At 72.8% G+C, this 22,265-nt stretch carries 21 protein-coding genes; 10 read left to right on the top strand and 11 right to left on the bottom strand.

The window, feature by feature from the left end:
- Nucleotides 1-13: 13 nt before the first annotated feature.
- The 4 genes from ACIO3O_RS02740 to ACIO3O_RS02725 form a co-directional block, all read right to left on the bottom strand.
- The gene (locus ACIO3O_RS02740; RefSeq protein ID WP_401741049.1) at nt 14-1,666 is read right to left on the bottom strand and encodes a PucR family transcriptional regulator; all 1,653 of its coding nucleotides are present in this window, start codon (nt 1,664-1,666) and stop codon (nt 14-16) included.
- Nucleotides 1,667-1,779: 113 nt separating this feature from the next.
- Nucleotides 1,780-1,986, bottom strand: coding sequence for a hypothetical protein (locus tag ACIO3O_RS02735; RefSeq protein WP_401741046.1), 207 nt, complete (start codon nt 1,984-1,986; stop codon nt 1,780-1,782).
- An 11-nt stretch (nt 1,987-1,997) separates the two neighbouring features.
- A complete protein-coding gene (locus ACIO3O_RS02730; protein WP_401741043.1) occupies nt 1,998-3,329 on the bottom strand; it encodes a serine hydrolase domain-containing protein in 1,332 nt (443 codons plus the stop codon).
- Between the two features lie 478 nt (nt 3,330-3,807).
- Nucleotides 3,808-4,440 carry a TetR family transcriptional regulator gene (locus tag ACIO3O_RS02725; protein WP_401741042.1) on the bottom strand — a complete coding sequence of 211 codons (633 nt, stop codon included), beginning with the start codon at nt 4,438-4,440 and terminating at the stop codon, nt 3,808-3,810.
- A gap of 81 nt (nt 4,441-4,521) precedes the next feature.
- Between ACIO3O_RS02725 and ACIO3O_RS02720 the strand changes: the two genes are divergently transcribed.
- Nucleotides 4,522-5,481: an oxidoreductase gene (locus tag ACIO3O_RS02720; RefSeq protein ID WP_401741039.1), complete on the top strand. Its 960-nt coding sequence runs from the start codon at nt 4,522-4,524 to the stop codon at nt 5,479-5,481.
- 32 nt (nt 5,482-5,513) lie between these two features.
- Here ACIO3O_RS02720 and ACIO3O_RS02715 read toward each other — a convergent pair whose 3' ends face one another.
- From ACIO3O_RS02715 to ACIO3O_RS02700, 4 genes are all read right to left on the bottom strand, one after another.
- A complete protein-coding gene (locus ACIO3O_RS02715; protein WP_401741036.1) occupies nt 5,514-6,311 on the bottom strand; it encodes an inositol monophosphatase family protein in 798 nt (265 codons plus the stop codon).
- Nucleotides 6,299-7,186: a RimK family alpha-L-glutamate ligase gene (locus tag ACIO3O_RS02710; RefSeq protein ID WP_401741033.1), complete on the bottom strand. Its 888-nt coding sequence runs from the start codon at nt 7,184-7,186 to the stop codon at nt 6,299-6,301. The genes ACIO3O_RS02715 and ACIO3O_RS02710 overlap by 13 nt, the downstream gene beginning before the upstream one ends.
- Complete coding sequence (locus ACIO3O_RS02705) at nt 7,183-8,256, bottom strand: RimK family alpha-L-glutamate ligase (RefSeq protein ID WP_401741031.1); 1,074 nt, start codon at nt 8,254-8,256, stop codon at nt 7,183-7,185. Before ACIO3O_RS02705 ends, ACIO3O_RS02710 begins: the two co-directional genes overlap by 4 nt.
- A gap of 289 nt (nt 8,257-8,545) precedes the next feature.
- Entirely contained in the window at nt 8,546-9,316 is a 771-nt protein-coding gene (locus ACIO3O_RS02700) for a DUF4232 domain-containing protein (RefSeq protein WP_401741029.1), read from the bottom strand.
- Between the two features lie 410 nt (nt 9,317-9,726).
- Between ACIO3O_RS02700 and ACIO3O_RS02695 the strand changes: the two genes are divergently transcribed.
- Both ACIO3O_RS02695 and ACIO3O_RS02690 read left to right on the top strand, forming a co-directional pair.
- A complete protein-coding gene (locus ACIO3O_RS02695) occupies nt 9,727-10,623 on the top strand; it encodes an ABC transporter ATP-binding protein (protein WP_401741026.1) in 897 nt (298 codons plus the stop codon).
- The gene (locus ACIO3O_RS02690; RefSeq protein ID WP_401741023.1) at nt 10,620-13,127 is read left to right on the top strand and encodes an FtsX-like permease family protein; all 2,508 of its coding nucleotides are present in this window, start codon (nt 10,620-10,622) and stop codon (nt 13,125-13,127) included. Before ACIO3O_RS02695 ends, ACIO3O_RS02690 begins: the two co-directional genes overlap by 4 nt.
- Nucleotides 13,128-13,230: 103 nt before the next feature.
- On the opposite strand, the gene ACIO3O_RS02685 is transcribed toward ACIO3O_RS02690, so the two are convergent.
- Entirely contained in the window at nt 13,231-13,566 is a 336-nt protein-coding gene (locus tag ACIO3O_RS02685; protein ID WP_401741022.1) for a deoxyxylulose-5-phosphate synthase, read from the bottom strand.
- A 76-nt stretch (nt 13,567-13,642) separates the two neighbouring features.
- Here ACIO3O_RS02685 and ACIO3O_RS02680 point away from each other — a divergent pair, with 76 nt between their 5' ends.
- Nucleotides 13,643-14,170: a GNAT family N-acetyltransferase gene (locus tag ACIO3O_RS02680; protein ID WP_401741020.1), complete on the top strand. Its 528-nt coding sequence runs from the start codon at nt 13,643-13,645 to the stop codon at nt 14,168-14,170.
- A 51-nt stretch (nt 14,171-14,221) separates the two neighbouring features.
- Here ACIO3O_RS02680 and ACIO3O_RS02675 read toward each other — a convergent pair whose 3' ends face one another.
- Nucleotides 14,222-14,977: a GNAT family N-acetyltransferase gene (locus ACIO3O_RS02675; RefSeq protein WP_401741018.1), complete on the bottom strand. Its 756-nt coding sequence runs from the start codon at nt 14,975-14,977 to the stop codon at nt 14,222-14,224.
- Nucleotides 14,978-15,035: 58 nt separating this feature from the next.
- Here ACIO3O_RS02675 and ACIO3O_RS02670 point away from each other — a divergent pair, with 58 nt between their 5' ends.
- A complete protein-coding gene (locus ACIO3O_RS02670; RefSeq protein ID WP_401741015.1) occupies nt 15,036-15,692 on the top strand; it encodes a class I SAM-dependent methyltransferase in 657 nt (218 codons plus the stop codon).
- Nucleotides 15,693-15,710: 18 nt separating this feature from the next.
- Here ACIO3O_RS02670 and ACIO3O_RS02665 read toward each other — a convergent pair whose 3' ends face one another.
- Nucleotides 15,711-16,196, bottom strand: a complete 486-nt coding sequence (locus ACIO3O_RS02665; protein WP_401741014.1) for a MarR family winged helix-turn-helix transcriptional regulator — start codon at nt 16,194-16,196, stop codon at nt 15,711-15,713.
- A 101-nt stretch (nt 16,197-16,297) separates the two neighbouring features.
- Between ACIO3O_RS02665 and ACIO3O_RS02660 the strand changes: the two genes are divergently transcribed.
- From ACIO3O_RS02660 to ACIO3O_RS02640, 5 genes are all read left to right on the top strand, one after another.
- Nucleotides 16,298-17,137: an NAD(P)H-binding protein gene (locus tag ACIO3O_RS02660; protein ID WP_401741012.1), complete on the top strand. Its 840-nt coding sequence runs from the start codon at nt 16,298-16,300 to the stop codon at nt 17,135-17,137.
- 127 nt (nt 17,138-17,264) lie between these two features.
- The gene (locus ACIO3O_RS02655; RefSeq protein ID WP_401741009.1) at nt 17,265-17,756 is read left to right on the top strand and encodes a hypothetical protein; all 492 of its coding nucleotides are present in this window, start codon (nt 17,265-17,267) and stop codon (nt 17,754-17,756) included.
- Nucleotides 17,757-17,973: 217 nt separating this feature from the next.
- A complete protein-coding gene (locus tag ACIO3O_RS02650) occupies nt 17,974-19,290 on the top strand; it encodes a hypothetical protein (RefSeq protein ID WP_401741859.1) in 1,317 nt (438 codons plus the stop codon).
- Between the two features lie 96 nt (nt 19,291-19,386).
- Nucleotides 19,387-20,616: an AAA family ATPase gene (locus ACIO3O_RS02645; RefSeq protein WP_401741008.1), complete on the top strand. Its 1,230-nt coding sequence runs from the start codon at nt 19,387-19,389 to the stop codon at nt 20,614-20,616.
- Nucleotides 20,617-20,990: 374 nt separating this feature from the next.
- Nucleotides 20,991-22,253: a VWA-like domain-containing protein gene (locus ACIO3O_RS02640; protein WP_401741856.1), complete on the top strand. Its 1,263-nt coding sequence runs from the start codon at nt 20,991-20,993 to the stop codon at nt 22,251-22,253.
- The last annotated feature ends 12 nt before the right edge of the window (nt 22,254-22,265 follow it).

Genomic DNA, 22,265 nt, shown 5'->3' with positions numbered 1-22,265 from the left:
ACGGGACGAGGATTCAGGGCGACGGCGGCCCGCCCGCCCGCTTCGGGGCCGGTGCACCGGCCGCGGCGCTGGCGCCGAAGAGGCGGATCTGGAGCATGACGCCGAGCCGTTCCTGCGGATCGTCCAGGTCGAGCCCGCTGACCTCCACGACCCTCTTGAGCCGGTACCGGAAGGTGTTCGGGTGGACGTGCATGCGCGCCGAGGCGGCCGGTACGTCTCCCAGCGCGTCGAGGTAGGAGGAGAGCGTGGCGACCAGATCGCTGCCGTGCTCGGAGTCGTACGCGAGCAAGTGCCGGTAGGCGCCCACGGGTTGGTGTTCCTGGACGGTCGCGAGGTCGCCGAGCTGGAGCAGCAGGGACTCGATGTGCAGCTCGGTGTAACCGGCGGCGGTGTGGGGCTCCTGGTGCGATGTCAGCACGCGCAGTGCCCGGTCGGCGTCGGCGCGGGAGCGGGCCACCTGCGCGAGGGTGGCGGCCGGGCGGCCGACGCCGATGCGGGCGGCGTACCGTACGCCGGTCCTGGACAGGAACTTCCTGGCCACCTCGACGGCCCTGCGTTCGCTGCCCTCGTGGTCCGCCCTGCCCTGCGGCATCGGCAGTACGGCGTACGCCACCGTGCCGACCACGGCGGCGGACGAACGCGGATGGATGGCGCTGACGTGGAGCGCGAGGGCATCGCAGAAGCGTTCGCGGTCGGCGTCCGTGTGCACGGCGGTGTCGTCGGCGAGCTGGGCGGCGAGGACGCACACACCGCCTGGTGCGCCGTCGGCCATCCCGAGCCGGGCGGCGGCCCCCGGAGCGCCCGGGCCGCCTTCGAGGACGGTGGAGAGCAGGTCGGCCCGCAGTCGCCGCCGGGTGTCGGCCCCGGCACGTTCGCGCAGGAGCTGCAGGGCCACGATCTTTGCCGCGTCCGTCAGCGCGCTCGCACGCTGGGCGTCCAGGGGGTCGGGGGCGGCGACCCAGATGGACCCGAGGATCTCGTCACCGGACCGGACCGCGATCGCGGTCCGGCGGATGTCCCCCTCCTCCAGGCGCACGAAGACGGGCTCCCGGCTCCGGTCCAGCTGCTGGAGGATGCCGCGCTCCCGGACGATCCGGCGTATGTGATCGGGGACTTGCCGGGCGAGGACGGTGGCGACCCGGCTGGGGTCGGCTTCCTCCTGACGGCCGGAGTGGGCGAGGATCCGGGAGTCCCTGTCCTCGATCGTGACGGGTGCGTCGAGCAGAGCACAGATCGCGTTCGCCAGCACGAAGAGGTCGCCGGGCAGGCCGTCCTCCGGATCACCGAAGTCCCCTTCGGAGAGCAAGGAGCGCAGCATGGCGGCGATCTGGGCCCAGGAGGCGGCGCGGGCCAGGCCCAGGACGGCGACACCGGTTTCGGCCGCCGTCTGCCGCATCGGTTCGTCGGGTTCCACCGGCTGTTTGACGATGAGGGCGGCGGCAGGGGCCGCAGCCCTCATCAGTGCGCGGATCCGCTCGCCGCCCTCGACGCCGACGGCGAGCAGGAGGGTACCGGGGGTCACCAGCAGTTCGTCGAGCGGATCGTAGATGTGCACCCCGGTGATCCCCGCTCGGAGATCACCGGGGGGCGCGGCGACGACATGGAGCACGGTAGAGCCCAGGTCGTCGACGATGCGCCGCAGCGAGGGGCACGGCCGGTTCAGCATGAGGTCACGGTAGTACGCGTATCCAGACATCACGCCAGCTCACGGGGTATGAGGGCACTCCTCGGGGGAAGTTGCCCCTCGCCGAATGATTCCGTCGGTGCGGTGCCGCTCGCTCAGGTACGGAGCAGGTCGACGGCTGCCCGCGCCGCCCGTCCGATGGCCGCGCCGCCCTCGGGAGCCGGTACGCCGTCGAGTGGGGCCGCAGGAGGACGGCGGCGGCGTGGCGGCGTCCGTCGGGGTACTCCACGACTCCGGGTCTGCGCGTGTTCCTGCCGGTGCTCCTGCGCGTGGTCGTTCCCGTACGGAGAGGTGCTTGTCATGGCAGCACCCTTCAGGCCGTCTTGGGCAGGGCGCGGGCGCCGAGGTGGAGATAGGGCGAGCCGTCGGCCAGTTCGTAGAAGGTCATGGACATCCAGGGGCCCTCGCCGCGCAGCCGGCCGATGACCCTTCCCTCGCCCAGGACGACGAGGTCGCACTCCCTGTCCGGGTTCACGCCCGCGAAGGAACCCTTGGTCTCCATCAGCAGGTGCAGCCCGCCGGTGTCGGTCTGCGTCACCGTGACCTTGCTGCCCACGCTCTCGTACACCCCGGTGTAGCGCTCGGCGTCGACGGCGACGGGAGTGGCCGGGGGCTGGGGTGCGGCGGGGACGTCGATACCGAGGAGCTCGCGGAAGAGTTCGGTCGCGACCTCGTGCTGCATTCCCGAGGAGTCGCCGCCGTTGATCAGGACACAGGCGACGAAGTCCAGTTCCGGTACGACCCACAGGAGGGCGGACTGGCCGATCGTGTTGCCCGCGTGCGAGACGATCCGGCGCCCCGACAGGGAGTCGAGCATCCAGCCCAGGCCCCATTCGGCGGCGAACGGCAGGGGGCACGGCACGGTCGCATGAGCCTCCCACATCACCTCGGGATGAGCGAGCAGCCCGTCGGCGAGGTGGGCCTGCCCGAACCGGACCACGTCGGATGCCTGCGCGCAGATCAGTCCGGCGGGTCCCGCGGACCGCATCAGGCCCCACACCGGGGACGTCGACCCGTCTGCCTCGTGCCCCATGGCCGAGCTGTGGCGCAGGACGTCCTCGGGGAGCGTCGCGGTGTGGGTGAGCCCCAGCGGCTCGATGATCTGCTCGCGCAGTGCCGCGTCCCAGACCTTGCCGGTCACCTGCTCGATGATCCGGCCGAGCACCGAGAAGCCCGAGTTGCAGTACGACTGGGTGGCGCCCAGCGGGTGGATCGCGGTGAGGTCGCGACACGCCTCGGTGTACTTCTCCAGAGTGTCGTCGCCCCGGCCGGTGTCGAGGAAGAAGTCGCCGTCCATGCCGGAGGTGTGCGTGAGCAGATGGCGTACGGTCATGGACTTGGTGAGCGCCTCGTCGGCCACCCGGAACTCCGGGAGGACTTCGACGACGGGGGCGTCGAGGTCGAGTCGGCCCGCCTCCACGAGCAGCATGATCTGCGTGGCCGTCCACACCTTGGTGACCGAGCCGATCTGGAAGAGCGAGTCGGTACGGACCGGGGCCTGGGTGTCCCGGTTGAGCACACCGGTGGCGAACTCGTGCATCTTCCCGTCGTGGAAGAAGGCGAGCGAAGCGCCGGGGACTTTGTGCTTGGCCGCTGAGGTGCTGAGCAGATTGTTCCAACGCGCGGGTTCGACTGCTGCCGTCATGGAAACCGTCCTTGGTCGTCGGCTGAGCGTGCGCCCAGCGTAGGCAGCGGGACAGGCCGTGGATCTGGCTGGGACGACGAAGTGGCCGGGTGCGGATGGTGCGGACGGACGAAGCGGTGCGGTCGGTCCGCGAAGTGCTGTGCCTCCACCGAAGGGGCTTCCTTCACCGTGACCCGTACCGTCCGCGCGCGTACGCTCTCGCTGCCCGCGCGCCGGCCCTGATCAGTGACCCTCTGCCCACTCCCTCCGACGACTGCCTGGCGGAGCGGGGTGAAGAGGCCGCGCTGGAAGCGGCGGTCTGGGCCAGGTCGTCGCGGTCCTGCGGTCCCTGTGAGGCACCGGGGTGATCGGCGGGTCGGCGAGCGCGGTGAACTGCCGGACGCCCGCCTGGAAGTGCGGCGGCTGCGGATACGTCGGGATGCGTGTGCCCACGGTGCTGTGCCGGTGACTTCCACCGCCGGGCGCGTGCCGAGGAGGGTCAGGCGGCGGGGGCGCCGGAGTCCGGGCCGTCGAGGGCCGGGGACAGCACGGTGAAGGCTTCGGCGACCAGGTCCAGGGCGTCCCGGTCGCCGTCGCTCTCGCTCCAGCGCTGGAGCACCGTGTTGAAGGCGGTCACTGCGGTACCGGCGGCCAGCGCGGGGTAGAGGGCGGTCGCGGCGTCCAGCCCGCGACGGGCGGCCAGTTCCGCCGTCAGGTCCTCGCGCCACTGCGCCTGACGTTCCAGGAAGCGCGCGTGCAGGGCGGGGGTCCGCAGGATCAGCTGGACCACCTGAAGCGCCCGGTCCGAGTGGTCCGCACAGGCCGCCAACGGCACCGAGACCGCGTGCCGCAGCGCCAGGGACGGCGGTTCGCCCACCGGGCGGGCCGCGAGTTCCGCGCGGATGCCGGATCCCAGGTCGGCCAGGAACCGTACGACGACGTCCTCCTTGGACGCGAAGTACCGGAAGAACGTCCGCTTCGAGACCCCGGCGGCCGCCACGATCTCGTCCACGGTGACCGTGTCGAAGCCCTTCTGCGCCAGCAACTGCATGGCCGCTTCGGCCAGTTCGTCCGCGACGAGCTGACGCTTGCGCTCGGCGAGGCTGCCGACGGCTTCGGGGCGGGAGGTCATGCAGCCATGCTACACAACATGCCGAACATGGCACTCGGTAGCGTCTTGACACCAAGTGCCACCGAAGGCATTCTCTGCCGCATGAAGGAACACGACTTCTCCCTGCCCTGGAACGTCGACCGGATTCCCGACCAGACCGGCCGCCTGTGTGTGGTCACCGGAGCCACCGGCGGACTCGGCCTCGCCACCACACGGGCCCTGGCCCGGCGCGGTGCAGACGTGGTCCTCGCCGTCCGGGACGAGGCCAAGGGCCACCGGACGGTGGCCGCCCTGCGCGAAGAACTGCCGGACGCCCGCCTGGAAGTGCGGCGGCTGGACCTCGCCGATCTCGACTCCGTACGGGCCTTCGCCGAGCGGCTGCACGGCGACCGGGCCCGCCTCGACGTCCTCGTCAACAACGCCGGAGTCATGGCTCCGCCCCGCACGCTCAGCGCACAGGGCCATGAGCTGCAACTGGCCTGCAACCACCTCGGCCACTTCGCCCTCACGGGCCTCCTGCTCGACCTGCTCGAAGCGGCAGCCCGGGACGGGGCCGACGCCCGTGTCGTGACGGTCAGTTCGGTCAACCACCGCAAGGCCCGGATCGACTTCGACGACCTGCACGGCACACGTGCGTACTCCGCCATGAGGGCCTACAACCAGTCGAAACTCGCCAATGCGGTCTTCGGGCACGAGCTGCACCGGCGGCTGAGCGAGGCGGGCAGCCCTGTGCGCAGCGTGCTTGCCCATCCCGGGTACACCGCCACAGGGCTTCAGATGAACGGGCCGATCGGCATCTGGCGGCTCGTGTTCGGCCGTATCGGCAACCCGCTCCTCGCCCAGCCCCCGGAACAGGGCGCCCTGCCGCAGCTGTACGCCGCGACCGCCGAAGGTGTGGCGGGCGGCGACTTCATCGGACCCGGCGGACTCGCGGAACTCCGGGGCGCGCCGATCCGCGTGGAACTCGCCCCGGCCGCGGCCGATCCCGGGACGGGCCGCAGGCTCTGGGAGCTGTCGGAGGAGATGACAGGCGTACGGTTCCGGCTGGCGGCCACGGCCTGACCGATTGGACCGGTCTGGTCGGGCCGCAGCCGCTACGCGAGCCGGATCAGCTTCATCAGCGCGGCGTGCGTCTCCGCGTCCGCCGCCGCCACCAGGCCGCCCGCGCTCGATGCGAGCGGCAGACCGTCGATGCCCGTCACCGTGCAGCCCGCCGCCTCGCACAGCGCGATTCCGGCCGCGAAGTGCACGCTCTCACGCAGGTCGCCGCCGTCGGTGACGTACGCGGCCCGACGGCCGGCCGCCACCCAGGCCACCGCCAGGGAGGTGGAGACCACGCGCGGCCGGAAGCGCTCGGCGAACCCGGGGGCGGTGAGCAGCCGGGCGGGCGGGAAGGCGGGGAACGGCGGGTCGAGGTTGAGGTCGACCAGGCGGGAGTCCGGGGAAGGGAGGAGGGGGGTGTCCGTCTCGCCCCTGCGGAGCCGGGCGCGGGTGCCGTCCGTCCAGAACACCTCGTCGTTGAACGGGTCGGCCGTCGCCGCCGCCGTGATCCCCGATCCGGTCTCGCGCAGGGCGACGTTCACACCGACCAGCATGTTCTGCACGGCGTAGTTCAGCGTGCCGCAGAGCGGATCGACCAGCCAGCGCCGCTGCGCCCCGGCCGTCCCCGTGGCCCCGCTCTCCTCGCCCGTCACCGCGTCCTCGGGGCGCGCGGTGCGCAGCAGGTCCAGCATGGTGCGCTCGGCCGCGAGGTCGGCCTCGGTGGCGAAGTCCCCGGCGGACTTCTCGACGCGATCCAGCGGGGCACCGTACAGCCCCCGGACCACGGAGGCGCCCGATTGCGCGGTGGACAGGGCGAGTTGGGCGTCGTCGGTCGTGTTCATGATCGGCATGCGGGAAGCGTAAGGGGAGCCGCGTCCGTCCCCAGCGCCAGCGAGGCCAGCGCCTCGGGGGCGCCCGCCTGGCCCCGGATGCCGGGGAAGGCGTTGATGTCGACGATGAGCGGGGTGCCGTCCTTGGTGCTGATGACGTCGACTCCGTACACCTGGAGCCCGAACACCTCGCCCACCCGGCGCACCAGGTCGGTCCGGTCGGGGAGCGGAGGCGGGGCGTCGAGGTCCCCGTGGGCCAGTTCGGAACGGCGATGCGCGGCGAAGACGTGCCGGCCGACGGCCCACAGCTTCTCGTCCCAGCCGTCGTTCGGGGCGAACTCCTGGACCACGACGGGCTCGTGCGGATGCCGTGCGGCCAGTTCGCGCAGGTCGCGAGGGGTGTCGACGCGAGCCACCACATCGTCCTTGCGGCTGTGGCGGCTCTTGACCACCACGGGTCCGGCGGGCGGAGGGCCCGCCGCGAAGTCGGCGAGCGCGGCGAAGGTGCGGGTGGTGGCGAAGGGAAGTCCGGCGCGCCGGGCGACGTCGGCCATCTCCGTACGGTCCTGGAGGAGCGCGGTCGCACCGGCGGAGTTCACCACGCGCGCACCGCGCCGCTCCAGCTCACGCGCGAGGGCGAGCGCGCGCGGCGTCCGGGCCTTGAGGAGGTAGACGTCCGCCTGCGGTCCGGAGGCGGGAGGTCCGGAAGCGGGAGGTCCGGAGGCACGGGATTCGGAGGCGCGGGGTCCGGAGGCCGGAGCCCCGGACCGCGCGTCCGTTGTCTCCGTCGTCGACGGATCTCGTACGAGCACCTGGTGACCGGCGTCGACGAGCAGCGCAGCGGTCTCCGCCAGCAGCGGATGGTCCGGCCGGGGTGTGATCAGGCCGACCCTCATGCGCCCTCACCCGCGACCACCGGCATCGGCGCGCCGAGAGCCGCGGACCCCGAAAGGGACTGAACCGGGTCCGGGAGGGACTGAACCGCCCCCGAAAGGGACTGGACAGGGTCCGGGAGGGACCGTTGAGGGACCGAATGAGCCCGCACAAGGCCCGAATCGCCCTTATCTGCGCCTGAAATGTACTGATTCGCGCTCGAAAGGGACTGAAGGGACTGAACTCTCGACACCCCCGCGACGCCCGGCACCGGCAACTCCGGCCCCCTCCGCGCGAGTTCCAGCACCGCCCGCGCCACCTGTCCCGCAGCGTCCGGGACCCGGCGGAAGCTGGGGAAGTCGTTCACGTCCACCACCACCGGCCCGTCCGGACCCAGCAGCACGTCCACCCCGTACAGATCGAGCCCGTACACCTCCCCGACCCGTACGACGGTCTTCGCGACCTCGGCCGGGAGGGCGACGCGGCGTTCGCGCGCCGGGTGGTCGGGGTGGAGCGGGGAGCGCCGTTCGGTGGCGTAGAGCTCGCCGCCGACGCTGTAGACCTTGAGGTCGACGCCCGCGTTGGGCACGTACGGCTGGGCGATCAGCATGCCCTCGCCGGAGAGTGCGGGGAGCAGCGCGGCGAGCCGCTGCGGGGTGGGGACGAGGTGGACCGAGCGGCCCGCGCTGCCGTCGGCGGGCTTGACGACCAGCGGGTACGCCGATTCGGGTATCGCGGTGAGGAGTTCGGGGGAGGCTGCCGCATAGGTCGGCGGGAGGGGCAGCCCGTGGCTGCGGCCGATCGCCGCCGCCAGGGCCTTGTCGCGTACGCGGCGTATCGCGCGGGCGTCGTTGACGGTGGTCAGCCCGGCCTCGGCGGCGGCCTCCAGGAGGGTGAGTCCGGGCCCGCCGGAGACGGTCTTCAGGACCCAGGCGTCGTGCACCCCAGCCCGTACCGCCTCGCCCATCTCCAGCAGCGAGCCGCCCGGCCGCACCACGTCCACCCGGTGTCCCCAGGAGGTCAGTCGGCCGATCACCTCGCGGGGCATGCCGTCGTGCCGGTAGTGCTCTTCCACCAGGAAGCAGAGCCTCATCGATGTTCCCCGTAACCCCAAAGCCCCAGGAGCCTCGGGGCCCCTGGACGCCCGCCGATCCCCTCCGGCGAGTCGTGACGCTCAAGGATGTCATGCCCCGTCAGGAAGCGGTCTTCCAGTCGCCGTCAGAGCCGTGTGAGGGGAGGCGTACGGATGCGCGCCCTGCGGTGGCGAGCCGTTCGCGCGCTGTGGACCGGTAATGCGCGCGCTGTGGACCGGGTCATAGGGGGAGCCGCCCCGTCCGAATGGGGGATTCGGGCGGGGCGGCCGTTCTGGGGGGGGCAGGCGACTAGAAGTCGTCGGCGCCGTTGCGGAACTCGTACGTCCAGTAGCCGGTCTTGGCGTTTTTCTCGTCGACCTGGAAGCCGCTCGGCACGGAGACGACCTCGGCGCCCTCCCGGGGGCCGCCGCCCTTGGCGAAGACCTCCACGTTGAACTCCTTGTACTCGGCGCTGTCCTCGTTGGTGCCCGCGAAGTTGATCTTGATCATGGCGTAGGCGGGCGCGCCCGGCTCCAGCACGATCGGGACCTCGGGCTTGCTCTTGGCGACGGCCGGGAGGGTCTTCGCGGTGTGGAAGTCGCCGAAGGTGACCTGCGGGTAGTCCACCAGCTGGCACGCGTGGCCGGAGGTGTTCTTCGCGGTCAGTTCGAGGTAGCTGAAGGGCGGCTCGGCGTTCGTCTTCGCGGACATCTTCACGTCGTCGACGGTGCAGGCGGGGGCCTTGCCCGCGCCGGGCTTCTTGGAGCCGGTCTGGGAGGCGGAGGAGCCGGACTTGCTGCCGGAGCTGCTGCCCGAGCCGCTGCCGCCGGCCGAGCCGCTGCCCGAGCCCGCGCTGTCCTTGGCCTGGCCCTTGCCGTCGGAAGACGGGCCGTCGGTGCTCGCGTCGGCGGACTTGTCCGTGCCGGGGGTCGCCCCCGAGTTCGACTGCTCCGAGGCGGAGGACGGGGAGGCGGCGCTGCCGGTGGCCTTGTCGTCACCGTTGCAGGCGGTGAGCGAGAGGCTGAGGGCGGCGACCGCGGCAGCGGCGAGGACGGCGGGACGGCGAACGGACGTACGCATGTGGGGCTCCCCCTGGGGTGTGGCGGACTGGAACGCGATGGAACGGAGTGCGGCGGAACGGAGTGCGGCGGACTGGTCGGTGCATCGTGCAAGCACCTGGTCTGCCTTCAGCTTCAGCCCCTGGCCTGTCGTTCCGCTTACGTTCCGCTAACGCCTCGCTATTTCGGCTCTGACCTGCGGTTTTGCCGTTTCACGGCACCTTCACAAGGCTTTGCATTTCTTTCCGGAAAAGCGGGAACCGAGGAGCCTGAACCCCGTTCAGGTGGGGGGCTAGCACCACCCCACAGAGCGTGGTTGGCCCCATTCCTCCCGAGGCCGCGGATTTCTACGGTGGAGACATCACGTACCAGCAGCACCACACCACCCACGGCTCCATCACCTTGCGAGTGAGCCGTGCAGAAAGGGACGTCATGGCCTTGCGTCGAGACCGCACGCACACCGAGACGCGGACGAAGCGCCCCAGGAGCGAGGCCCCGGCGCGTCCCACGCACCCGGCCGCCTTCCATCAGCCCGGGGCCTTCCACCAGCCCGGGGCCTTCCACCAGCCCGAGCCCGCCGCCGTCGAGCTGCGGTCCGTCGTCCGCACCTACGGGCGCGGCTCCGCCACCGTGCACGCCCTGCGCGGCATCGACCTCGCCCTGCCGCGCGGTGGCTTCACCGCCGTCATGGGGCCCTCCGGCTCCGGGAAGTCGACCTTCCTCCAGTGCGCGGCGGGCCTTGACCGGCCCAGCTCCGGCGACGTACTCCTCGGTGGCGAGTCCATCTCCCGCCTCCGCGAGGACCGGCTCACCGAACTGCGCCGCTCCCGCATCGGCTTCGTCTTCCAGTCCTTCAACCTGCTGCCCTCCCTGACCGTCGCGCAGAACGTCCTGCTGCCGCAACGCCTCGCGGGCGTCAAGCAGGACCGCGGGCTCGCACAGCAACTCCTCACCGAAGTGGGCCTGCCCGCGCACGGCGACCGCCGCCCCGGCCAGCTCTCGGGCGGCCAGCAGCAGCGCGTCGCCATCGCCCGGGCCCTGATCACCCGCCCCGAGGTCGTCTTCGCCGACGAGCCGACCGGCGCGCTCGACACCCAGGCCGCGCAGGAGGTGCTGGGACTGCTGCGCCGGGCCGTCGACTCGATGGGTGCGACCGTCGTCATGGTCACCCACGACCCGGTCGCCGCCTCGCACGCCGACCGCGTCCTCTTCCTCGCCGACGGCGCGCTCGCCGGTGAACTGCACCGGCCCGACCCGCAGTCGGTGGCCGCCCGCATGGCCGATCTCGCCGCCTTCCGCCCCGCCTCCTTCGCGGGAGCCGCTGCGTGAGCAACGGTCTCGCCCGGGCGGCGGTCCGTTTCCGCCCGGCCTCCTTCGTGGGCAGTTTCGTCGCCCTCCTCCTCGGCGCCGCCGTCATCGCGGGCTGCGGCGCCCTCCTCCAGACCAGCCTCCTCGCGAAGGTCGAGCCGGTGCGGTACGCACACGCCCCCGTCGTCGTCGCGGCCGATCCGTACACCTCCCTGACCATGAACCGGGGCAGCGAGAACGAGCAGACCATCTCGGTCCCGCTGCCCGAACGCGGCCGCGTGGACACCGCGTTGGCGGTACGGATAGCCGCCCGCCCCGGTGTCGCCTCGGCGGTGCCGGACGCACCCTTCCCCGTACAGCAGCCGAAGGCGGGGGCGCTGACCGGCGGGAACATCGCCGCCGCCGGGCCCCTCGCCGCCGGACGCGCGCCCTCCGCCGGGGAAGTCGTCCTCGACCGGCGGGCCGCCGGGCAGGCCGGGGTGAAGCCCGGCGACCGCATCCGGCTCGCCGCCCCCGGCGGCACCGGTACCTACACCGTCTCCGGCCTCGCCGACTCCTCGCCGCTCGGCACCCAGGCCTGGTTCGCCGCGCCGACCGCCGACCGGCTCTCCGGCCACCCCGGGAAGGCCGACGCGATCCTTGTCACCCCCAAGCGGGGGACGGACGCCGACACGCTTGCCGCGCAGGTCGGGCAGGCGGTCGGCGACAGGGCGCAGGTACTGACCGGCAAGGACCGGGGCGGGGCGGAACTTCCCGCCCTGGCGGCGGGAAAGACGTATCTGCTGGGTCTCGGGGCCTCCTTCGGCGGGATCGCCGCCATGACCGCCGTGTTCGTCATCATGGGCACCCTCGCCCTCGCGACGAACCAGCGTGCTCGCGAGTTCGCGCTGCTCAGGGCGATCGGCGCGACACCGCAGCAGATCCGCCGGACCATCGCCACCGAGGCGATGATGCTGGCCCCGGCGGCCGGGCTGCTGGGGGCGATCCCCGGTTATGCCCTGGCGCGCTGGTGGTTCGCGGAGTTGGTGGAGCGGGGTGCGGTGCCGCCGCAGATCACGCTGGAGACGGGCCCGCTGCCGGTCGTGGCCGCGGTGCTGATCAGCGTTCTCGCGGCGCTCGGGGCGGGCCGACTCGCCGCCCGCAAGCCGTCCAAGCTGCGGCCGGGGCTCGCGCTCGGTGCGGCGGCCGTGCCGTCCGCGACGCTGGGCAAGGTGCGGGTCGGGTTCGGCATCGGGTTCTGCGCGGGGGGTGCGGCGATGGCGGCCGTCGCCTCGCAACTCGGCGGCGACGCGGCCGCGACGACCGCGCTCGGGGTCGTCCTGTGTTTCCTGGCCGGGGTGGCGTTGCTCGGCCCGATGATCGCACAAATCGGCACCGGATTCCTCGCTTTTCCGCTCAAATCGGGCGCGTTGGGGGCGTCGGGATCGTTGTCCGCGGACAACACCCGGGCCAATGCGCGGCGTTTGGCGTCCGCGATCACACCGATCGTGATGGTGATCGCCTTCTGCGGAACACTCGTCTTCATGCAGAGCAGCATCCGCGAGGCCTCCTCGCGCAATGTCTCCGCAGCGGTCGTCGCCGACCGCGTCCTGACCTCCGGCTCCGGGCTTCCCGCCGAGACCGCCGGATACGCGGCGGCGCTTCCGGGCGTCGAGAGCGCCACCGGAATCCTCCGTACCGGAGTGGTCTACGAGTCCATGCAGAACCTGGTGACGGCCACGGCCCTGGGTGTCTCCGGCAACCCCGCCGACCTGCCGAAGGTGCTCGACCTGGGCCTGAAGGACGGTTCCTTCGCAGCCCTGGCCAAGGGCACCGTCGCCCTGGACGGCAGGCTCGCCGAGAACCTGGGTGTGCGGACCGGTGACCGCGTCCCGCTGCGCCTCGGCGACGGGACGAAGGTGACGCCGAAGCTGGTGGCGACGTACGACAGAGGTCTGGGCGTGGGGCAGGTGCTCATGCCGCGAGCGGACGTGGCGGCGCACGTCACGGCCCCGTACGACACGCAGGTCCTCGTCGCGGCGAAGCCCGGGTCCGAACAGGGCGCCCTGGCGAAGGAATTGCAGCGGCTCGCCCCCTCGGCGGCCGTCACCGACGCGGCCGGGTACGGCGTCCAGGCGGACCTCACCCAGGAACTCGGGGCGTGGGCGAACACGGTCATGGCGGCGGTGCTCGGCGGATTCGCGGCCATCGCGGCCGTCAACACTCTCGTGATGACGGTCCTGGAGCGCCGCCGTGAGGTCGGGCTGCTGCGGCTGTCCGGCACGACCCGCCGCCAGGTGAGGGGCATGATGCGCTGGGAGGCGCTGCTGGTCGCCGGGACAGGGCTGATCCTCGGGTCAGCGATCGCCTGGATCACGCTGCTGCCGATCGCGCGCGGCATCACGGGGTCGGGCCCGCACATCCCGATGACGGTGGCGGTGCCGCTGGCGGCGGGCGCGGTCCTGCTCACCGTGGCCGCGACGGCGTTCCCGACCCGGGCGCTGCTCAGGGTGCGACCGCTGGAGGCGGGGGCGGGCAAGCAGTAGCCGCGCACACGGGGGAAGGCGCCGCACCGGCCCCCGCCCACACGGGGAAGGGGCCAAACTGGCCTCCGCCCACACGGGGAAGGGGCCACACCGGCCCCTTCCCTCATGGCATGTTCTCCCGGGTGAGCGCGCGGGCATCGGGCGTGCCCGTCCGGCGGCCCACGACCAGTCGCTCGCGCACCTCACGCACGGTGCGCGGCCGGAAGCCGGGCCCGCCGCTGCGGCTCTTGTGGAATCCGACCCCGGCGCGGAGCAGCACGCCCACCGTCCGCCAGGCGTTCACGTCCCGCCGCCTGGGCGCGGCGAAGGCCGAACCGGCGTGGATCAACGGCTCGGTGCAGCGCGGACAGATCCGCTGCCGGTCGGGCTGCCCCTCGTACGGCTGCTTGTACGAGACCCGGCAGGCGAGGCAGACGTACGACGTCTTTCCATGACCCATGGGGCTCAAGTTAGGCGCTGGGGAAGGGAGTCGGCCAACGGTTTACCCCTGCGGTACGGGTCTCTAGGCTTTCGCCATGACTCACACCAGCCCCGCGCTTCACCTACGCCCCGGCACCATCGACGACGCACCCGCCATCCTCGACCTGCTCGACGGGGCCGTGGCCTGGATGAACGCGCGCGGCAACACCCAGCAGTGGGGCACCACCCCGTACTCGCAGAAGCCCGGCGGCGTGCAGCGGATCGAGGGCTACACGACCGTGCAGGAGGCGTACGTCGCCGAGCTGGACGGTGAGCTGGTCGGCGCGGTGGTGCTCGGGACCGGGCCCGGCCACGAGGCGATCCCGCTGGTCACCGAGCCCGAGCGGTACGTCCGCCTGCTGATCACCGACCGGCGGCGGGTCGGCCAGGGCATCGGCTCGGTGCTCCTGGCCCACGCGGTGGAGGTGACCCGAAAGGCCGAGGTGGACCTGCTCCGGGTCGACTGCTGGGCGGGCGGCGGGGGCGAGCTGGTCGCGTACTACGAGCGGAACGGGTTCGTCCGCACCGCGCCGTTCACGGTGGGGGAGTGGCCGGGACAGGTGCTGGAGATGCGGGTGGGGTGAGGCGGCGGCGGGCTGGCGGGTGCTGGTCGGCCGGGGGCAGGGGGTGGCAGGTCAGGGGCTCTGGTCGGCCGGGACGCGCACGCTCAACTGCGCCCCCAACTCCCGGAACCCCAGCGCCCGCGCCACCCGCTGCGACGGAACCGGCCGCGCCCTCCACTGCGCCAGGAGCCCCGCGTCCAGCGCATGGGCCACCGCAGCCGACGCCACGGCGCGGGCCAGCCCCCGGCCGCGGACTTCCGGTGCGACCAGCACGCTCAGGTGCGCGGCGCGCCCCGCCCAGACCTCGTAGCCCGCGGCGGCCACGATGCCACCGCCGCTGCCCAGGCAGAAGGCGGGCGAGTCGATGTCCGTCAGCGCGCTCTCCTCGGCCTCAGCCTGGTCGACCCGGGCCAGCAGTGGCCCCAGGAAGCGGCCGACGTCGGCGTGCTCCTCGACCCCGGCGGCCTCGTGGGTGGGGAGGAAGGTGCTTCCGTCCGCGTAGAACAGCGCGGCGGGGCCGAGGACTTCCCGCACCGGCAGGGACAGGTACGCCGGGTCGACGAGCGCCTCGGGCGGCAGGCCGCGCGTCGCCTCCGCCACGCGGGCGGCGGTCCCACGGTCCGGCGCGGTCACCAGAGCCGCATCCCCTATCCGTACGAAACCGCACCAGGACGGCGGACACCACCGGGACGCGGGCGAGACCACGATCCGGGCGTCGCCGGTGGGCCCGAACCGCACGGGCGCGCCCGCGAGTTCCACCCACAGGGCACGGGCGTGGGCGAGGAGGGGAGCCGTTGCCGCCGGGGCCGTCGGGCCGCTGTGATCCATCCGGCCATCTTCGCCGGGCGGTTCGGGACGGGCTTGCCCGGGGTGATGGAATCTCGGGATGACGAGACCGTTGGTGCGATTGCTTCAGGCCCTCGACCGGTTCCATGCGGGGCGGCCCTGGGACCACAACGCCCACTACCACCCGTGGATTCTGCGGCAGTTGCCCGCGCGGTTCGGGAGTGCGCTCGATGTGGGGTGCGGGAGCGGGGATCTGGCGCGGTTGCTCGCGGCGCGGGGTGGGGCGGTGCGGGGTGTCGACGCCGATGCCGCGATCGTGGAGCGGGCGCGGGAGCTGACGCCGTCGGAGTCGGCCGTGCGGTACGTGGTGGGGGATGCGGTGAAGGAGCTTCCGCCCGGGACGTACGACGTCATCACGTGTGTCGCGGTGCTGCACCATCTGCCGTTCCGGGAGGCGTTGGAAGGGTTCCGGGAGCGGCTGGCACCCGGGGGGACGCTGGTGGTGGTCGGGTGCGCGAGGGAGGAATCGCGGACGGACCAGGCGTTCGGGCTGGCTTCCGCGGCGGCGAACGTCGTGATGGCGCTGGCCAGGAACAAGGGGCGGAAGGTGGCCAGGCCCGCCGCGATGACCGCTCCGGTGCGGGCGGCGGACATGAGCTTCGCGCGGATCGCCGGTGAGGCGCGGGTGCTGCTGCCGGGCGTGAGGGTGAGGCGGGGGTTGTTCTGGCGGTACGTGATGGTGTGGCGCAAGCCGTAGGGGAGGAGGAGGCGGGCTTCAGCGGGAGGGGCGCAGGGCGTCCTGGGAATCCACGTACTTCAGGAGGAGGCGGGCGAATGCGAGGCGCTCGCCCTCGGGCCAGTCGGCGGTGATGGCCTCGAAGGCCGCACGCTGGTGGCGGCGGAAGCGGGCCATCAGGTCGCGGCCCTCCTCGCTGAGGTGCAGGACCGTGCGGCGGCCGTCCTGCTGGGAGGCGGCGCGGACGAGATAGCCCGCCGTGATGCAGTCCGAGACCATCCGGCTGGCGACGGACGGGTCCGCGCCCAGGTGGGTGGCGATGCCACCGACCGTGATTTCGCGGGGCTCCTCGGGCGGGTCGACCTGCTCCGCCTCCAGGACGATGTTGAGCACCAGGGTGCGGCTCAAGTCCTTGGCGGAGATGGGGTTCTCCACGTCCAGGAGGGAGGACCGCCGCAGCTTGCCGAGGGCTGGACCTGCGGCGTTCAGCAGGTCGTCGGCGGATTCCGGTGCGCGCTTCGTCATGGCCGACATCGTAGCTGGATGGGTTCACGCAGACATGTGTTGACGTGAAAACGTGTGCGTGTAAACATGCATATGTGAATACGCAAGCAATGGAATCTCGTGTGCCCATCCTCGTCACCGGCGCCCGCGGCCAGATCGGCCGTGCCGTCGTCGACCGGCTGCACTCCGCCGGTCTCCCCGTCCGCGCCGCCAGCGCCCGCCCTGCGGAGCTGTCCGTTCCGGACGGCGTCGACGCCGTCGAGCTGGTGCTCGACCGGCCGGAGACCTTCGCCGCCGCGCTCGACGGCGTCCGGCAGGTCTTCCTCTACCCGAACCCCGAAGGCATCGACGACCTGATCAAGGCGGCCGTCGCCGCAGGGGTCGAGCACATCGTGCTGCTGTCCTCCTCCTCGGTCCTCGCGCCGGGAGCGGAGAACGACTCCCTCGCGCTGCACCACTCCCAGGTCGAGGAGGCGCTCGCCGCATCCGAGCTGACCTGCACCTTCCTGCGCCCGGGCGCCTTCGACAGCAACGCCAGGGGCTGGGCGCGCACCATCGGTCGGTCGCTGCCGGTCCAGCTCGCCTTCCCGGAGGCCGAGTTCGCGTTCATCCACCCGGACGACGTCGCCGACGTCGCGGTGGCCGCCCTCACCGGCGACGCGCTCGCCGGTCGTTCGATCTCCCTGACCGGGCCGCAGTCGCTCAGCTTCCGGCAGCAGCTCGCCGCCATCGGCGACGCCATCGGCCGTGAGGTCGCCGTCGAACGGATCTCGCGTGCCGAACAGGAGCGGCAGATGTCCGCGTTCATGCCCGCGCCGATGGTCTCCTCGCTGCTCAGGGGGTGGGAGGCCGCCGACGGCAAGCCCGAGCCCGTGGCCGAGACGACGGCTTCGCTGCTGGGACGGCCGGCGCGTACGTTCGCGCAGTGGGCGCGGGAGAACACCGGGATCTTCACGTCCTAACCGGTGCCGTCGCGCAGGCCGGCCCGGTGGGGAGGGGTCGGGGAGAGGCGGCGAGGTGGTGGGACGGCTCGGTGGTCGTGTCCGGGGCCGGAGGGGGATTGTCAGACCTCCGTGGCACGCTGTTTCCATGGCTGCCGAACTCGAACTCTTCGCCGATTACCACCAGATCCACGTCCAGGACGAGGAGTCCGAGGACGACCTCGGAGAGGCGTGGACCGATCAGACGGTGTCCGACGGCATCGCCGTCGCCGACGGGCTGCTGGGGATAGGCACCGCTGTCAATGTCACGGTGGCCGTTCGAGTCGATGTCCTCACGGCGGAACCGACGGCCGGTGACCTCGCGGACTTCGACCACGTCGTCGAGGCGGGGCTCGAAGCGCCCTCCGGGCAGGTGGTCGTCATGGGGTGCAGCGACTTCTTCGACGACGCGGCCCGCTTCGACGTCCCCGAGGGGTGGATACGGGTCCGGGCCTCCCGGCGCAACCTCGCCGCAGCGGTCGCGGCGGACATCGACTCCGGCACGTCGCCCGAGACCATGGAGCAGGTCCGCCTGCAGATCTGGCCTGCCCCGCAGGCGGCGGCCCGAGTGCTGAAGAGGTGGGAACGGGCGGGCGTGTGAGAGCAGTTGGGGCGGGGGCGGAGAAAAGTGCTGGCCGGTCCCGGGGGACTGTGCTTATGCTCCCGGCGATGACTACTTCTTCGGTATGCCGATGGGGGGCCCCGTCCGCGCAAGGTGAGTGCTGATGCTCACTGAGTACGCGGCGGTGGATACCCGCCCCCTTCAGGAGTCCGTGGCCGGTTCCGGGACTCCCTCCTCTTCCTCTCCTCCGCTGGACATGCCGGATTCCCGGCTCTCCCTGTGGCTGCGCGTGCGCAGATACGCCGTGCCGCCGTCCATGATCGAGACAGCTGCCGCCCGTCGTCGTGCCGGGGACTGGGCCGGGGCGTGTGCGGCGGCCGGTGTCGACGTCGACATTCCGCTCCGCGATGTGCGGCAGGCGTACGGCAAGGACTTTGCGGCGAACGTCCGTGCGGACCTGCGGTGTCTGGTGCCGGATCTGCTGCGCTGGCACCTTCCCCGGATCGCCCCCGACGGACTTCTCCGCCCCGGGCTGACCATTCCGCTTGCCCGGTACACGGGGGCGGGGCCCGGCTCCGTGTGGCTCGTCGTGCGGACACCGCCCGCCTGGGCTGACGCCGGACAGCGGGTCAGCCTGACCCTGTGGGACGGCACCCGGGCCGCTGCCCACCCCGACCGCCGCTTCCGCTTTGATCTGCACCGGCATCTGTGGGACGCCCGCAGGACGGGGGAGTTGGGGGTACGGGCAGGGGTCGGCCCGCGCCCCGGGCAACTGCCCGATCTGCCGCACCGGGAGGCGTTCGCGGTGGACCGGTGGGTCGAGGAGGCCCGCCTTCTGCTGCGGGACCAAGGGCGGGACGCCGGTCTCGTCCAGGTGCGGGTCGGGCGGCGGCACCGGGTGCTGGTGGATGCCGGGCGGGGCGTGATGCGGGCCGTGGACGGGCCGCTGGAGTCCGGGCTTCCGGTGCTGCCGGACGCGGCGACCTGGGTGCTGCCCGATCTCGGGCTTCTGCGTGCCGGGGAGATCGGTGCCGGGGGGCTGCATCCGTTGGTCGGCTCCGTACTCGTACCGGATCATGAAGAGGAGCCTGCGGCGGAGGCGATGGCGCCCGGGCGGCCCCGGTATGTCGACTGCCGGGGGGCTCGGCATCGGATCGGGCTGGTCGACGGGGTGCTGGTGCCGCTCGACCACGATCCCGGTGAGCTGCGGCGCGAGGAGCTGCTGGTTGAGCTGAGCGGCACGCCGCTGCCCTGTCTGCGTGCCGTCGATGACGCGCACCGCAACCCCCACTGCCTCTCCGGCGTGCGCGAACGCCTCGACCACGGTGATGTCGCCGGTGCGCTCGCGGTGGTCGAGGGGCTGCTCGGGCCTGCGGCGACGTTGCGCAGCGGAGCGCTCCAGGAGGAGTTGGAGGAGGCGGCGCGGCGGCGGGTCGCGTACGGGTTGTTCCGGGCGGGGATCGAGGAGCCCGGGCGCGACTGGAGTGAACTCGCCTGGCACCGGTGGCAGTCGCATCCGACCCCGCACAGCTCTGCCCATCGCCAGCGTCGGGCGAGGCACGTCGGGCCGTGAGCCCGTATTCAGGGCCCCGCTGAGGGCCTGATCTTCCGTTCTGCCCCGCCGGGCGCTCGTCCGGCGGTTCCTTCTCGTACCCCAAGGTGATGCCGTATGTCCGCAGATGCACCTTCTCTCCTTCCGCAACTCGACGTGGCCGCCGACCTGTTGACCCTGCTCCGGGCGACCGGCACCGAGCCCCGCCCGGACGTCCAGCTGGAGGCGCTGACGTTGTCGGTCGCCGCCGACCTGCCCGTACTTCTGTGGGGTGAGCCCGGCATCGGCAAGACCGCCGCGCTCACCCAGCTCGCCGAGTCGCTCGACCTGCCCCTGACCACGGTCATCGCCAGCGTCCACGAGCCGTCGGACTTCTCCGGGCTGCCCGTCATCGGCGACGATCCCGCCACGCAGGGCGTTCCGATGGCCCCGCCGGACTGGGCGGTACGGCTCGCGGAGGCGGGGCGGGGGCTGCTGTTCCTGGACGAGCTGTCCACCGCGCCGCCCGCCGTGCAGGCCGCCCTCCTCCGTCTCGTCCTGGAACGGCGCGTCGGTGCGCTGCGACTTCCGCCCGGCGTACGGATCGTGGCCGCCGCCAACCCGCGTGCGTCGGCGGCGGACGGCTGGGAGCTGAGCCCGCCGCTCGCGAACCGTTTTGTGCACCTGTACTGGACGCACGACCCCGACGTCGTCGTGCGGGGTCTCGGCGGTACATGGCCGAGGGCGAGCCTGCCGCAGCTCGACCCGGCGAAGCTGGTGGACTCGGTGGCGTACGCGCGGCGGGCGGTGTGCGGGCTCTTGGAGGCCAGGCCCGCACTCGTCCACCGGCTGCCCAGCAGCGAGACGCGGCGCGGCGGGGCGTGGCCTTCGCCCCGGAGCTGGGACATGGCGCTGAGCCTGACCGCGTTCGCGACGGCGGCGGGGGCGTCGCGGGAAGTGCTGTCCCTGCTGGTCAGGGGCACGGTCGGGGACGGGCCTGGGCTCGAACTCCTGGCGAGCCTGGACCGGATGGACCTCCCGGACCCGGAATCCGTCCTCGCCGATCCGGCCGCTGCGGAGCTCCCGGAGCGGGGCGATCTGCGGCAGGCGGTGCTGGACGGGGTGGTCGCGGCGGTCCGCAAGCGCCCGGAGAGGGCGCGGTGGGACGCGGCGTGGGAGGTGCTCGTACGGGCGATGGAGACGGGGGCACCGGACCTGGTGGTCGTACCGGCGACGACGCTGGCGTCGCTGCGGCAGGAGGAATGGGATGTTCCGGCGTCGATCGAGAAGCTTGCGGGGGTTGTGCAGTTGTCCCATCGGGCGGACCGGGCGGCGGGCCGAGTGGCGGCGCTGGGGGCGGGGCGATGAAGGGGACGGGGGAGGCTCCGGGGCGCGGGGCGGCGCCGGTGCCGGTTCCGGAGTGGGCCGGTGGTGAGGGCGGGGCGGTGCCTGGGGTGCGGGCAGGGGCCGGTACCGGGGCGGGCCCGGATCGGGCGGGCCGCCCCCTTGCCCGCCCGTTCCGCCCTCTGGGGGCGGCCCCGTCGCCCAAGTGGGCTCGGGGGGAGGGGGTGGCTCCGCGGCGCATTCCCAAGCCAGGCCCCCGGCCGAAGCCCGAGCCGGGGCCCCCGCGGGGCGACGGTCCCGAGGCGGACGGGCGGCCACCGGGCGGAAGCAGCGGTCCCCATGCCCAGGACGCCTCACCGCTCGCACCTTCCCGGAGAGCGACCCCGACTTCCACGCCGATCCAGGCCCAAGCCTCGACTCCGTCCCCCGGCACCCCCCTCGACCTGGACAAACTCCTCGCGGCCCGCCTTCAGGCCGTCCGCGCCCGGCCCTACCTCGCCACCGCGCTCTTCGCGCTGCACCCCGTCGCCTCCCGGTCCGTCCCCACCATGGCCGTCGACCGGCACTGGCGCTGCTACGTCTCCCCGGGTTTCGTCGACCGCACCCCCGTCGAGGAGTTGGCCAGCGTGTGGGTGCACGAGGTGTCGCACCTGCTGCGCGACCACCACGGCCGCAGCGACCGCGTCGCCCGCGCCCGCGAGTTGACCGGCCCCGGCGACCGACTGCGCATGAACATCGCCGCCGACTGCGAGATCAACGACGACGCCTTCGGGGACGGACTCGTCCAGCCGAAAGGCGCCGTCACGCCGAGCCTGCTCGGGCTCGGCAGCGACGAGTTGATGGAGGACTACCTCCGGCAGTTCCGCCTCGGCCCGCGCACCGCGGACCTCACCTGGCTCGACTGCGGCAGCGGCGCCGACGGACGCGAGCGCCCCTGGGACCTCGGACCCGGCGGAGCCCACGGCCTCAGCGCGCAGGAGCGGGACGCCGTACGGTTCCGGGTCGCGCAGGGGCTCTCGTCCCGGCCCGGCAACGCCCCCGAGGGGTGGAAACGGTGGGCGGAGGAGGCCTTCCACCCGCCGCAGCCCTGGCGGGAGTTGCTCGGCGCGGCGATCCGTTCGGCCGCCTCGGGGTCGGGGGCGGGGGACGACTATGCGTACGGGCGTCCCTCGCGCCGCTCCGCGAGCGTGCCCGGGGCGGTGCTGCCGAGTCTGCGGCGCGTGCCGCCGCGCGTGACGGTCGTCATCGACACGTCCGGCTCGGTCAGCGACGCCGAGCTGGGCAGCGCCCTGCTCGAAGTCGCCGCGATCGCCCGCGCGGTGGGCGGACGCCGCGACCTGGTGACGGTGCTGTCCTGCGACGCGGCGCCCCAGGCCGTGCACGCCCTGTGCCGGGCGGAGGGAATACCGCTGGTGGGCGGGGGCGGAACGGATCTCCGTACCGGATTCGCCAGAGCAATCCGGGCCCGCCCGAAGCCGGACGTCATCGTGACCCTCACCGACGGCCACACCCCGTGGCCGTCCGCGCGGCCGCCCGCGCGCACGGTGATCGGGCTCTTCGACCGCCCGTACGAGCGCTCCAACCGGTACGAGCGGGAGGACGACCCCGCCTACGAGCCGTCGGGCCCGCCGGACTGGGCCCAGGTGGTGAATATCGGGTAGCGGGGCCCCGTT

The organism is Streptomyces sp. NPDC087440 (assembly GCF_044744005.1).
Lineage (GTDB): Bacteria > Actinomycetota > Actinomycetes > Streptomycetales > Streptomycetaceae > Streptomyces.
This window is presented reverse-complemented; position numbering and strand designations above follow the sequence as displayed.

Excerpts from the sequence above, each read along its gene's own strand:
- ACIO3O_RS02655 (WP_401741009.1), top strand. The coding sequence starts at position 17,265 with ATGGCTGCCGAACTCGAACTCTTCGCCGATTACCACCAGATCCACGTC.
- ACIO3O_RS02680 (WP_401741020.1), top strand. The coding sequence starts at position 13,643 with ATGACTCACACCAGCCCCGCGCTTCACCTACGCCCCGGCACCATCGAC.
- ACIO3O_RS02665 (WP_401741014.1), bottom strand. The coding sequence starts at position 16,196 with ATGACGAAGCGCGCACCGGAATCCGCCGACGACCTGCTGAACGCCGCA.
- ACIO3O_RS02695 (WP_401741026.1), top strand. The coding sequence starts at position 9,727 with ATGGCCTTGCGTCGAGACCGCACGCACACCGAGACGCGGACGAAGCGC.
- ACIO3O_RS02670 (WP_401741015.1), top strand. The coding sequence starts at position 15,036 with ATGACGAGACCGTTGGTGCGATTGCTTCAGGCCCTCGACCGGTTCCAT.
- ACIO3O_RS02685 (WP_401741022.1), bottom strand. The coding sequence starts at position 13,566 with ATGGGTCATGGAAAGACGTCGTACGTCTGCCTCGCCTGCCGGGTCTCG.
- ACIO3O_RS02650 (WP_401741859.1), top strand. The coding sequence starts at position 17,974 with ATGCCGGATTCCCGGCTCTCCCTGTGGCTGCGCGTGCGCAGATACGCC.
- ACIO3O_RS02735 (WP_401741046.1), bottom strand. The coding sequence starts at position 1,986 with ATGACAAGCACCTCTCCGTACGGGAACGACCACGCGCAGGAGCACCGG.
- ACIO3O_RS02740 (WP_401741049.1), bottom strand. The coding sequence starts at position 1,666 with ATGCTGAACCGGCCGTGCCCCTCGCTGCGGCGCATCGTCGACGACCTG.
- ACIO3O_RS02705 (WP_401741031.1), bottom strand. The coding sequence starts at position 8,256 with ATGAGGCTCTGCTTCCTGGTGGAAGAGCACTACCGGCACGACGGCATG.
- ACIO3O_RS02720 (WP_401741039.1), top strand. The coding sequence starts at position 4,522 with ATGAAGGAACACGACTTCTCCCTGCCCTGGAACGTCGACCGGATTCCC.
- ACIO3O_RS02730 (WP_401741043.1), bottom strand. The coding sequence starts at position 3,329 with ATGACGGCAGCAGTCGAACCCGCGCGTTGGAACAATCTGCTCAGCACC.
- ACIO3O_RS02725 (WP_401741042.1), bottom strand. The coding sequence starts at position 4,440 with ATGACCTCCCGCCCCGAAGCCGTCGGCAGCCTCGCCGAGCGCAAGCGT.
- ACIO3O_RS02675 (WP_401741018.1), bottom strand. The coding sequence starts at position 14,977 with ATGGATCACAGCGGCCCGACGGCCCCGGCGGCAACGGCTCCCCTCCTC.
- ACIO3O_RS02700 (WP_401741029.1), bottom strand. The coding sequence starts at position 9,316 with ATGCGTACGTCCGTTCGCCGTCCCGCCGTCCTCGCCGCTGCCGCGGTC.
- ACIO3O_RS02645 (WP_401741008.1), top strand. The coding sequence starts at position 19,387 with ATGTCCGCAGATGCACCTTCTCTCCTTCCGCAACTCGACGTGGCCGCC.
- ACIO3O_RS02710 (WP_401741033.1), bottom strand. The coding sequence starts at position 7,186 with ATGAGGGTCGGCCTGATCACACCCCGGCCGGACCATCCGCTGCTGGCG.
- ACIO3O_RS02715 (WP_401741036.1), bottom strand. The coding sequence starts at position 6,311 with ATGCCGATCATGAACACGACCGACGACGCCCAACTCGCCCTGTCCACC.